Genomic DNA, 11,581 nt, shown 5'->3' on the forward strand with positions numbered 1-11,581 from the left:
AATCGTGTCAGACTGAGTAATAAAAGTATAGAACTTACAAAAGAGAGATAACGGTGTCAGCCTGAGCGAAGTCGAAGGCTCTTTTAAAGTAAGTGAAGTTATTGTCCTCGATCCCGATAGCTATCGGGACGCTCGGACTGACATGATTTTCGGTGAAAAACATAATCCGTCATTGGTAGTCGAAGTCGGCATATAGTAAACTTTGAAGTAAATTATTAAACACAAAACCTCAAACCTCATGAAAGCACTAGTACTTACTGATATCGGCAAAACAGAACTCCGAGAAGTCGAAAAGCCTACACCTAAATCCGGAGAAGTTCTCCTTAAAGTCGGCATGGTTGGCTTTTGCGGAGGAGATCTGAATAGTTACCGAGGTCTTTTTCCTCTTCAGGAATATCCAAATATTTTAGGACATGAAGTTGGGGGAACGATAGAGGAACTGGGAGCTGACGTTCCTGAGAACATCAAAATCGGAATGAAAGTGACGGTTTACCCCTATTTAAATTGCGGAAAATGCATCGCTTGCCGCAAAGGTGCACGAAATGCCTGCAAGGAAAATAAGACCATGGGCGTTCGTCGTCCTGGTGCCATGTGCAGATACATCGCCTTGCCTTGGCAGGATGTGTTTCCTTCGGAGAAATTGTCGCTTCGAGAATTGGCTTTGGCGGAGCCACTAACTGTTGGCTTTCATTCTGTAAATCGTGCAAAGGTTACTGCTCAGGACCGTGTGGCAGTGATTGGCTGTGGAATCGTAGGCTTAGGAGCCATAGCATCAGCTGTGAATAAAGGAGCTGAAGTGATCGCAATTGACTTGGATGACGCCAAACTAGCCATCGCAAAGAAAATCGGAGTGAAACATACCATCAATCCAAAGAAGGTAGATCTACATCAAACTCTTCAGGATCTGACAACCAATGACGGTCCAGACGTGATCATCGAAGCGGTGGGAAGTCCTATCACCTACCGACAGGCTGTAGAAGAAGTGGCTTTTACCGGCAGAGTTGTCTGCATTGGCTACGCAAAAGCACCTGTGGAATTCAATACTTCTCTCTTTGTGCAAAAGGAAATTGAGATCCTTGGTTCGAGAAACTGCACCACCGAATTCCCTGAAGTAATCGACTACTTGGAACAAGGTAAATTCCCTGTAGATGAAGTGATCAGCAAGGTAGTGACCATCGAAGAGTCAGAAAAAGCGCTTGAAGATTGGGCAAAAGACCAGCAGGGAATAATTAAAATAATGATTGATTTTGACAAATAAGAAAATGATAAAATCCTGCGTAACAATCGCTCTAGTACCTCAAATCAAAACTGGCCCTTGGATCTTCTGGGAAGATCTAGAAGCTGGAATGGAGAAAGCTTCCAAACTTGGTTTTGACGCAATCGAACTTTTCACTCCATCGGCAGATGCAATTGAAATCTCTAGATTGAAAGTACTTTTAGGTCAGCATAACCTGGAGCTAGCTGCTGTTGGAACTGGCGCTGGAAAGGTAATTCACGGATTGACGCTTACTGACCCTGATTCAGAAGTCAGAAAAAAGGCTGTTTCCTTCATCTCAGATATGATTGACTTTGGAGCAGCTTTTGGTGCACCTGCGATTATAGGTTCTATGCAGGGAAATGTACTACCCGGAAATGACAGAGAAGAAACCATGTCTTGGCTGGCAGAAGGATTGAATCAACTTGGAAAGCATGCCGAATCGAAAGGCGTCACGCTGATCTACGAGCCACTAAACCGCTACGAAACCAACTTGCTTAATACCATTGAAGCTGGGTCAAAATTTATGGAGTCATTGGAAACCAACTCAGTAAAGCTTCTGGCGGATCTATTTCACATGAATATTGAGGAAGGAAACTTGGAAGAAAGTATTCTGAACTGGGGAAAAAATATCGGACATGTTCACTTTGCGGATAGCAATAGAAGACCTATGGGTTTTGGACATACATCAATGCAGGAAATAGCATCAGCGCTGAAAACTATTGGATATACTGGCTACGCTTCAGCAGAAGCTTTCCCCTACCCAAATCCAGATGAAGCTGCCGAGCAGACGATAAAGGAGTTTGGGAGATGGTTTAGATGATTTACGAAGTACGAATGACGATTTACGAGATTCTTAGGTACTCCAACCCATGAATTCACTAGTGAACCGTATCTTCTGCTTCGATTAATCTGTGTTCTTGATTCTAGACTCTAATTTCTAAAATCTTAAGTCTAATGTCTTTGATCTAAATTCCCCTTTGACTAGAATTTCGATTCCAAATAAAACAAGAAATCCAAAGGCGTTACCCAAGTCTTGATTTTAGATTCAATCTCTAATCTCCTTTCTTTAATCTCCTTTCTCTAATCTCCTTTCTCTAATCTTTTGATTCTAAAGTCTATTGTCTTAAATCTAATGTCTTAAGTCTAAAGTATACAAAATGAAACGTTTCGCACTTACACTTGACCTCATTCACGATGAGGAATCCATCAAAGAATACGAGCAGCATCACGCTGCAGGAGCTGCCTGGCCTGAGGTGACTCAGCATGATATAGATGCAGGAATTCTCAATATTGAGATCTTCCGCACGGGTAATCGCATGTTTATGCTTTTGGAAACTGTCGATGAATTCGACTTTGAAGAGAAAGCAAAATTCGATGCAGCAAATCCTAAAATCGCGGAATGGGAAGCCTTTATGTGGAAATATCAGCAACCTATTCCATGGGCTAAGCCTGGAGAAAAGTGGGTCTTGATGAATAGAATCTTCAAGTCAGGAGAGTAATTAACACTTATTGACTAGAAGATTTCTCGTTTTATAGCGATTTTTCTGATTCACAAACTTTTATCCAAATGAAAAATCTCACTAAACTCTGTCTTTTATTCAGCCTCGTTTTACTTAGCTCATCCTTAGTCTTAGGGCAGAACACGATGAATCCACCAAAGGGCTACGATCATGATACTGGAACTATGGTATCCATGCTCGAAAACCTAAGGGGTAGAATTATTATGAGCGTACAAGGTTTGAACCAAGAGCAAACAGATTTCTTGCTAGATGATAAAGCCAATAGAATCGGCGCCATGATCATGCACTTGGCTGCTACAGAAGTATATTATCAAGCTTACACATTTGAAGGCAGAGGATTTAATGAGAAGGAAAAGGAGAAATGGGAAACGGCATTGAGCCTTGGCGATGAAGCAAGAGCTGAGTTTACTGGTAAGCCCATTCAATATTACCTTGATATTTGGGCGCAGGTTCGCCAAGAGACCATGGAAACTCTAAAAACTAAAGATGACAAATGGTTTGCAAAGCTTGCAAAGGGAGGACAAACTGATAATCATTGGGCATGGTTTCATGTGATGGAGCATCAGGCAAACCATATGGGACAAATCAACATGCTCAAAAGTAGATTGCCAGAATAAGCACTTCCTATTTCACCGCTATTTCAAAAGTCTTCACAAAGGCTAAACCGTCTTTAGTCAATCCCTCAACTCTCAGGTTCACACGCTTGAGAACTTGAGGGATTTTTACTTTGAAAGTGTAAGTCCCATTCTGACTTTCCGCATTCCCATTCCAAAAAAGCGTAGGTTTCATCTCCACTGCCTGATCATCTTCCATCTTGGTTGGGAATGGAATATCTCTGGAAAAACCACGTATTTTGAATTGCTTAAATTCCGCTGGATCAAAAGCTGTTTCTTTCGTTGGATCAATACGCTTACCCTTTTTGGTAGTAATCATAATCACCCCGCCAATTCCTGCCATGCCAAATGAGGTTGAATTGAAGGTGTAAACCTTGATAGATTCTAAAGTTGTTGGGTTCGGATTCATAACAGATGGCATATATAAACTCAACATCTGTGCAAACTCTAAATCATTTAAATAGGGATACTGAGCTCCATCGATAATTAATAATGGATTTGGGGTGTTAAAGCCATAATTATAATTTCCGATCTTCCCTCCTCCTTTGAGTCCTAAATACCCTGCCAGAGCGTCTGGAGAAATCGTCGCCAATTTATCCTCACCAATCTCTCTATCAGGCGTTCCGTAACCGTAGTTTCGATCTTCCATCGTTTCGATCTTTTCATCTTCTTTCAGAAATTCCTCCATCAAAACATAATCGCCCGAAATATCCAACCTTAACTCATCATCAGCTCTCAAATAAGTTTCATAGTTGATTTTGGGATAGGAACCTTTGAAAACGGGCTTTGTCTTTTCATGTAGTGAGACTGATCCATAATGCTTTTGCTTTGCATCCAAAGCAGCAATTGATATGGTGGCCGTGTCTACATAGTTCAAGCCAGTGGCTCGGAAATATCCGGAAGAATCTGTCTCTACAATGCCATAATCTGCCAAATCATCTCTAACCAGCGTGATAGGATTGACGTATGGATCCCGCTTTTTATCTCGGGTGAATTGCCCCTCTACAGTGATCCCATACTCTATTTGATGCTTGCCAAGTGCAAGGTTTGTAGGAGGCTGCTTTTCATCCAGCCAGTCCATCGCATTTATTAGCGTCTTCTGTTTTGTAAGAGTGGAAACCATATCAGCATCTGTCAGCGACACTACAAACTCCGCTTCTGTCAACTCCTCCGTTTGATCCAAGAATGATAAACTGAATTCCATTTCTTTGAAAGAATCCCTGAAAAATACAGAGTCTTTTAAATTGACCGTCAGATCTCCAAATAGGTCTGGATTTGAAATCGCTATCGCCTTGATATTTTCTTCTTTTTTCAAAACAGGAAGTGGCAGCAGAAAAATATCCCGTTCAGGGAAATTGCGCATCCATTCCGTATATGCCCGAAGAAAGTAATCACCTGATTCCAGTTCCTTAGGCAAGACAAAAGCCCCTGAAATTTTCCCTTCTTTTATCGGAAATGCTTCAGATTGGATGATCTCAGCATCTTCACTCATCAAATCCAAATAAAGCACTCGGCTGAGCGTGTCAGACATTACCTTGTTTTGATAGAGCATTTGCCCTCCAAGCCATACCGTTTCACCGGGGTAATAATAGGGTTTATTAGTATTGAAATAAGGCTTTTCCCGCAGGTTATTCCATCGGGAATATTCCAGCTTACTGCTATCGACTTCTGCCAGATATTTTTCAAAGCTTTCCGAAGGCACATAGTCATGTGGCAAAAGCCTACCCATCCGCTGCCGACCCATGTAACCCGACAAAACTACCTGAGAAGGAATAACTGGAATGCCATTTCTATCAATATCGAAATACCCAAGAGGAGCAGAAATCCAGCTGACGGGATGATAGATATCCGAGTAATAATCGTTTCTCCATCGTTTTCCTCTGTAATGGATTTCTGCATCATTAGGCCAAAAAACTCTGTAATTACCGTTTTTAAGCGGCATTCTTCGAATAGAATCGGGGTTGACAAGCTTGATGGATTTGTCGAGCTCTTCATTATAAACATTGGTTCGCCTTCGAATCAAATCTGAGGGCAACACCTGATAGATTTCGAAATTTTCGTCTGCAGTTCTTGCGAGCAAAATTGAATTTAATAGGTGGCGAATCGAACCCATATAGCTTGTTTCCTTATTGGCTTCGCTCAAGGCTAACTCCGTTGAGTCACGAATGTCTTTTGGATCAAAAAACACAAATCCAACATAACTGGAGCGGTAATTATAAAAACGATAATCCTTCAAATAGTAAGTCACATCATAGCCCAAGGCATCGTTTACCAACTGCAAAGGCTCCTGTGCTGTAGCATGAACGTAGTTTGGTCCACTCTCTTTTATCGTTTCAAAATCTAATACCCAAGGGTTCTTGATCTTCAACTGGGAAACGAAAGGGTCATCCGGAACAGCCAGAAAAACATCCTCAAAACGGCGCAAATCCCGCTCCCACTTCTTATCCCGACGAGTCTTCAACTCTACTTCAGTCAAGATAGACTCCAGTGGATCCAACTTAAAATCCACCTTGTTGGTTACCGAAAGACTAAATGATTTGGTAGCAGTCACATAGCCTACAAAGGAAGCTACGAGTTCTATATTTCGAGGAAGATTTCCGGTAATCAAAAACTTCCCATTCACATCCGTGGTGCTACCTATGGTGGTGTTATTGACAAAGACATTTGCGAAGGGCATAGCATCACCCGTTTTCGAATTTTTTACGGTTCCTGAAATAGTCTGTGCATTTAGCGAAAAATTAATGGAAACCAACACCAGCAAAAAGTACATTAATCTAGCTGCGTATGAAGTCATTAGGTTGAAATTGGGTTGGGTTACTAAGATAGAAGTTTTGGAGAAAAAAAATATCTCTCTCAAGTAAAACAAATCAGTCCAGCTTCTAGCTGGTTCAAGTCTCATGACTTGGACCAACGATAGTGCAGTCTCCTGACTGCAAAAAAACTAGCTAGTGAGCCTCAATTTATCATAAAATACTGAGGTCAACTGATTATAAATAATTGCCAATTGTTAATAAATGGCAGTCTGAAGACTGCAATGATTTAGGTCCAAGTCGGGAGACTTGAACCAATTCTAAGCAATAGAAAGTCAAATTATAACCAGCTTCTAGAGAATCAGCACAACAATAACTTGCCCGCTGCCAAAAAAGGTGTTTCCACCGCAGTAAAAAGGTATAAAAAAAACCGCCTTTCAGCGGTTTCAAGTTTTAGTATCCGAGCGTCTTTAACATACTCTCTTCCGTTTGATCATCTGCAAATAACCGATGAGTGACATTTCCATCTTCATCTTTATCAATCAAGACATGCTTTGGCGCAGGAATCAGGCAATGCTGTATTCCTCCATATCCTCCAAGTGATTCCTGATAAGCTCCGGTATGGAAAAAGCCCAAATACTGAACTTTCTTTTCGGGATTTGGCAGGTAGATATTGAACTGGTGAGCTTCAGAATTATAATAATCCATGCTATCGCAGGTCAATCCACCGAGGTTGATATTATGATATCCCTCATCCCAATTGTTCACAGCAAGCATGATGTACTTCTGGTTAAGCCCCCAACTATCAGGAAGTTGTGTAATGAATGAGCCATCGATGATGTACCAAAGTTCCTTATCATTCTGCAGCTTTTCTTCCAACACAGAATAAAGTACCGCTCCACTCTCACCAACGGTATAGCTACCAAATTCCGTGAAAATATTTGGTTCCTCCGTATTGTTTTTGCCACACATCCATTTGATATTTTTCACGATTTGCTCAGCCATATATTGGTAGTCATAATCGAAAAACACATTCGTCTTGATAGGCCAGCCGCCACCAATATCCATAGAGTCCAAAGTTGGTGAGATCTTTTTCAGATCGACATATTTCTGGATAAATCGAGTCAATTCTGACCAGTAATAGGCCGTGTCTCTGATCCCGGAGTTGATAAAGAAATGCAGCATTTTCAAGCTTACATTTGGATTATCCTTGATTTTATCTTCGTAAAGCGAGATAATATCATTGTATCTCACACCTAGTCTTGAGGTATAAAAACCAAACTTTGGCTCCTCATCAGCTGCGATTCTAATCCCAACTTGGAAAGGCACTTTCACATGCTCCAAGTAATAATCGATTTCCGATAAATTGTCCAGAATTGGTACGCAGTTCACAAAACCGTCATTAAGCAATTCTGAAATGTATTGTTTGTACAATTCCCGCTTGAATCCGTTGCAGATGATAAAAGTGTCTTTGGTTATTTTGCCCTGAGCATAAAGACTTCTCACCAAAGGAATATCGAAAGTCGATGACGTCTCGATATGAATATCATTTTTCAGCGCTTCATTCAGCACAAAACTGAAGTGCGATGACTTGGTACAATAGCAATAGGTGTAATTCCCCTTGTAGTCATGCTGCTCCATCGCATTCTTAAAATACGTCTTAGCGTTCTGAATACTCTCAGAGATTTTAGGCAAATAGGAAAGCTTGAGAGGAGTACCATAGGTTTCTATGATCTCCATCATATTCACTCCATTGAAGTGCAATTCATTGTTTTCTACTTTAAATTCTTTGGTAGGAAAATCAAATGTTTGCTCAATCAGATCTTTATAAGTATTCATTAGCAAGAGTAATTGGTGTTAAAGCCCTGCAAAAATTGCTTTTTCTTAGTTGAATTCAAATGAAAAAGGGACAAATCCCTTCGGACTGTCCCAATATTAGTTAATCGTAATGATTTCTTAAATTTTCACTCAATCCATCATAGCATTCTGTAGCAAGACTTGCTCAGATTTAAAATGATTTTGGTTTAAAATTACCTCTTTCAATACTTTTTTAAACTTCACTTCCTTTTGTAAAAGCAAAATCAATTCTGAAAAGAAGTGAGATACTTCACTATGACTTGTTTCTGGATAGTAAAAATAGGCTGTCTTATCAACTGAGGAAAATCTCAAATTCAAACTTTTTGGTTTCCCTGCCTCACTCAACCCTCTGAAAAGTGGATAAAGAGCCTCAAATTTCTCTTCGAACTTGCACATTCCCTGCATTACCAAACCAGATTTCTGATTGAAAATCTTCACGATTTCCTGCTGATTAACTGAAACTTTAGAGAAGCCGCTGGCTAAACTAATCACCTGTCCTGTTGGTGAAGGATTTGTCTGTGGTAATGCGCTCATTTTTGTTTGCTTTAGAATGTAACAACGCATCAAAGGTAGAAGAGTTTTATTTATAAACCTACATTCCCTATAATATTTATAGGGTTATTAATAATAACAATCTAAAAATCAATCTAACGATCAGATTTACAGTATTATAATTTTATATCAATTAGTTTCTCCAGTGCTTTATTTAAGTCCAAATCATTCTTTGCAAAGCAAAATCGAAGGATCTTATGATCTTTTTTATCTGAGAAAAATACAGAAATGGGTATGCTAGCTACTCCTATCTCCTTGGTTAAGCGAACAGCAAGTTCATAATCCGATTCTTGGGAAAGATGTCCATAGGAAACCATTTGGAAGAAACTCCCCTGAGCCGGAGTGAATTCAAAAGGAGTTTCCTTTAGTCCTTCACAGAAAAGATCTCTTTTCTTTTGGTAAAAGTTAGGTAGGGTTAAATAACGGGAAGGTTGGGTCAAGTAATCGGCCAAAGCATATTGCAAAGGTGTGGCTGTACTAAAAGTTAAAAATTGGTGAATCTTCCTGAATTCCTCCGTGAGTTTTGGCGGCGCAAGACAATAACCAATCTTCCAACCCGTCACATGAAAAGTCTTTCCAAAAGAACCGCAAACAAAAGTTCTTTCCCTCAGCAGCGGATGAGTCAATAAGGATAGATGTTCTCTTCCATCGAAAGTGATATGCTCATATACTTCATCACTGACCACCAAAATATTTCTTTCCTGAATCAATTCTGCTAAGCTGTCAAGGTCATCTTGTGTCCACACATAGCCACTAGGATTATGTGGCGTATTGACCATGATCATTCGAGTTTTATCAGAGATTGCAGATTTAACTCTCTCCCAGTTTACAGAAAAGTCAGGCATTTCAAGCGGAACAAAAACTGGAGTTCCTCCATTTAACTCCACCGCTGGCGCATAGGAATCGTAAGCAGGGTCAAACAGGATAACTTCATCGCCCTTTTTCACGACTGCTGTCACAGCTGCATAAAGTGCCTCCGTAGCTCCAGAAACAACAGTTACTTCACTCTCTGAATCTAAGTCAACACCATGAACCAACTTAGTTTTTTCAGCAATTCGTTCTCTTAATACGGGAACTCCGCTCATTGGAGCATATTGATTGAAACCTGCTCTCATGTATTTATCTACCAAATCGAGTAAGGCTGGATCACATTCAAAACCTGGAAAACCCTGAGAAAGATTGATCGCTCCACAATCAGATGCGAGCTTGGACATCAAGGTAAAAATGGTTGTTCCTACTTCGGGAAGTTTAGATGTAATTAACATAATTCAAAACTATTGATTTTGAGGTAAAAACCTCATTTCTACACTAGAATTGAGGATAGCGTAATCTTAATTCCCCGCAGAGATGCACTAAAAATCGGAAGCATTGGTTCAAGTCTCCTGACTTGGACCCATTACAATGCAGTCTCCCGACTGGTCCTTTCTAACTTTATGATGTGAATATTTTGGGGTAGTCGGAAGGTTGCAATACGGTCGGCACAAGTCAGTAGACTTGCGCCAGATGTATTTTAGGCATTTTTAACTACTTTTGCCTCGCTTTACCCAACCCAATATAACTTTAAATTTATCCTGAAATGCGTGATATAAAACTAGTAGAAGTACGATCTGAATTAGCTGCAGGAACCCGTGGAGCAAGCATGGGGATTGATGCGTTGAAGATTGCAAGCTTAGACAAGAAGTCAGACTTCTTCACTCAGTTCGACCCTATCAACGTACAGGATGCAAACAATTTCCTTTGGAAAGGAAATAATTTCCCTCACGCTAAGTATATAGATGGCGTTTATCAAGTACTTAAGAACGTCTATTCTACCATCGAATCATTGCGGATGGAAAAGAAATTCCCTATCGTTTTAGCAGGAGATCATAGCACTGCTGCGGGAACAATTATGGGGATCAAAGCAGCCGACCCTGGCAAAAGATTAGGTGTAATCTGGATAGATGCTCATGCTGATTTGCATACGCCTTTCACTACTCCTTCCGGAAATATGCATGGAATGCCCTTGGCGATGGTTTCACAACTTGACAATATAGATTGCCAAGTAAATGAGCCATCTGAGGACACTTTGGCGATCTGGAAAAAGATAAAAACCATCGGTGGCGATTTTCCGAAAATTCTCCCAGGTGATATTGTATTTATCACGGTGCGAGACACTGAAGCTCCGGAAGATCACTTAATCAAAAACTACGGTATCAAAAACTTCAGCACTCAGGAAGTGCGGCAAAGAGGAATTGACCAAATAGCAGCTGAAGCTTTAGAAACACTCAAGGACTGCGATCAAATCTACATTTCATTTGATGTGGACAGTCTGGACAGCTCTATTTCTGTGGGCACTGGCACTCCAGTTCCAGATGGCCTGACCGTACAGGAAGCCATAGAATTAAACGTCAAACTTATTCAAGATAAGCGTGTTTGCTGTTGGGAAATCGTGGAAGTGAACCCTACGCTTGACTCAGAGAATTTGATGGCGGAGAATGCTTTCGAAGTCCTCGAAGCAACGGTTAAGTCTTTGGTAGATAATTTTTAAGTTATTTTACCACAGAGGCCACTGAGGTTTCACAGAGAGCACAATAAATAATTTTATCCTTATTTTCATTGGATAGATTCCTTAGAATTATGGAGAACAATGATTTGGCTTTCGAAAATGATCTTGCCACCAAAGTGATAGGCTTTGCTTTGGAAGTTCACTCCCAGTTAGGCCCTGGCATATTAGAGAATGCGTATAAACAAGGTTTAGCATTCAAGCTCAAAAATGAAGGTCTTTCCATATAAGTAGAAAAGAGAATGCCACTGATTATTGACGGAGTCGAGTTAGAAAATGGATACTGCATTGATATTTTAGTGGAAAGAAAGCTAGTTTTGGAACTTAAAGCAGTGGAAAGAACAACTGACATTCATTTTTCTCAAACACTCAATTATCTCAAACTTGGAAAATTCAAACTAGGCCTTTTAATTAATTTCAATGTTCCTAGACTAAAACTTGGAATTAGAAGAGTTATAAACACTAAATAATTACAATAATAAATTCAT

At 40.2% G+C, this 11,581-nt stretch carries 9 protein-coding genes and 1 pseudogene; 6 read left to right on the top strand and 4 right to left on the bottom strand.

Going from position 1 to position 11,581, the window contains the following annotated elements; translation table 11 throughout:
* Nucleotides 1-238: 238 nt before the first annotated feature.
* The 4 genes from ESV85_RS20985 (at nt 239) to ESV85_RS21000 (ending at nt 3,395) form a co-directional block, all read left to right on the top strand.
* Nucleotides 239-1,258, top strand: coding sequence for a zinc-binding alcohol dehydrogenase family protein (locus ESV85_RS20985; protein ID WP_146921130.1), 1,020 nt, complete (start codon nt 239-241; stop codon nt 1,256-1,258).
* A gap of 4 nt (nt 1,259-1,262) precedes the next feature.
* Nucleotides 1,263-2,078 carry a sugar phosphate isomerase/epimerase family protein gene (locus tag ESV85_RS20990; RefSeq protein WP_146921132.1) on the top strand — a complete coding sequence of 272 codons (816 nt, stop codon included), beginning with the start codon at nt 1,263-1,265 and terminating at the stop codon, nt 2,076-2,078.
* A 337-nt stretch (nt 2,079-2,415) separates the two neighbouring features.
* Complete coding sequence (locus ESV85_RS20995) at nt 2,416-2,757, top strand: L-rhamnose mutarotase (RefSeq protein WP_146921134.1); 342 nt, start codon at nt 2,416-2,418, stop codon at nt 2,755-2,757.
* Between the two features lie 68 nt (nt 2,758-2,825).
* Entirely contained in the window at nt 2,826-3,395 is a 570-nt protein-coding gene (locus tag ESV85_RS21000) for a DinB family protein (RefSeq protein WP_146921136.1), read from the top strand.
* Nucleotides 3,396-3,402: 7 nt separating this feature from the next.
* On the opposite strand, the gene ESV85_RS21005 is transcribed toward ESV85_RS21000, so the two are convergent.
* From ESV85_RS21005 to ESV85_RS21020, 4 genes are all read right to left on the bottom strand, one after another.
* Nucleotides 3,403-6,291, bottom strand: coding sequence for a carboxypeptidase-like regulatory domain-containing protein (locus ESV85_RS21005; protein ID WP_146921138.1), 2,889 nt, complete (start codon nt 6,289-6,291; stop codon nt 3,403-3,405).
* A gap of 304 nt (nt 6,292-6,595) precedes the next feature.
* The gene (locus tag ESV85_RS21010) at nt 6,596-7,981 is read right to left on the bottom strand and encodes an arginine decarboxylase (protein ID WP_146921140.1); all 1,386 of its coding nucleotides are present in this window, start codon (nt 7,979-7,981) and stop codon (nt 6,596-6,598) included.
* A 129-nt stretch (nt 7,982-8,110) separates the two neighbouring features.
* Complete coding sequence (locus tag ESV85_RS21015; protein ID WP_146921142.1) at nt 8,111-8,533, bottom strand: hypothetical protein; 423 nt, start codon at nt 8,531-8,533, stop codon at nt 8,111-8,113.
* 134 nt (nt 8,534-8,667) lie between these two features.
* Entirely contained in the window at nt 8,668-9,816 is a 1,149-nt protein-coding gene (locus tag ESV85_RS21020; protein WP_146921144.1) for a methionine aminotransferase, read from the bottom strand.
* 311 nt (nt 9,817-10,127) lie between these two features.
* Here ESV85_RS21020 and ESV85_RS21025 point away from each other — a divergent pair, with 311 nt between their 5' ends.
* Together ESV85_RS21025 and ESV85_RS21030 are read left to right on the top strand one after the other, a co-directional pair.
* Nucleotides 10,128-11,078, top strand: a complete 951-nt coding sequence (locus ESV85_RS21025; RefSeq protein WP_146921146.1) for an arginase — start codon at nt 10,128-10,130, stop codon at nt 11,076-11,078.
* 89 nt (nt 11,079-11,167) lie between these two features.
* Nucleotides 11,168-11,563 (top strand): annotated as a pseudogene (locus ESV85_RS21030) (GxxExxY protein).
* The last annotated feature ends 18 nt before the right edge of the window (nt 11,564-11,581 follow it).

It is taken from the genome of Algoriphagus aquimarinus (genome assembly GCF_007997215.1).
GTDB classification, from domain to species: Bacteria; Bacteroidota; Bacteroidia; order Cytophagales; family Cyclobacteriaceae; genus Algoriphagus; species Algoriphagus aquimarinus_A.

Bases quoted from the DNA above. Each gene is read 5' to 3' on its own strand.
- ESV85_RS20995 (WP_146921134.1), top strand. From the start codon at position 2,416: ATGAAACGTTTCGCACTTACACTTGACCTCATTCACGATGAGGAATCC.
- ESV85_RS21025 (WP_146921146.1), top strand. From the start codon at position 10,128: ATGCGTGATATAAAACTAGTAGAAGTACGATCTGAATTAGCTGCAGGA.
- ESV85_RS21015 (WP_146921142.1), bottom strand. From the start codon at position 8,533: ATGAGCGCATTACCACAGACAAATCCTTCACCAACAGGACAGGTGATT.
- ESV85_RS21000 (WP_146921136.1), top strand. From the start codon at position 2,826: ATGAAAAATCTCACTAAACTCTGTCTTTTATTCAGCCTCGTTTTACTT.
- ESV85_RS21005 (WP_146921138.1), bottom strand. From the start codon at position 6,291: ATGAGACTTGAACCAGCTAGAAGCTGGACTGATTTGTTTTACTTGAGA.
- ESV85_RS21020 (WP_146921144.1), bottom strand. From the start codon at position 9,816: ATGTTAATTACATCTAAACTTCCCGAAGTAGGAACAACCATTTTTACC.
- ESV85_RS20990 (WP_146921132.1), top strand. From the start codon at position 1,263: ATGATAAAATCCTGCGTAACAATCGCTCTAGTACCTCAAATCAAAACT.
- ESV85_RS20985 (WP_146921130.1), top strand. From the start codon at position 239: ATGAAAGCACTAGTACTTACTGATATCGGCAAAACAGAACTCCGAGAA.
- ESV85_RS21010 (WP_146921140.1), bottom strand. From the start codon at position 7,981: ATGAATACTTATAAAGATCTGATTGAGCAAACATTTGATTTTCCTACC.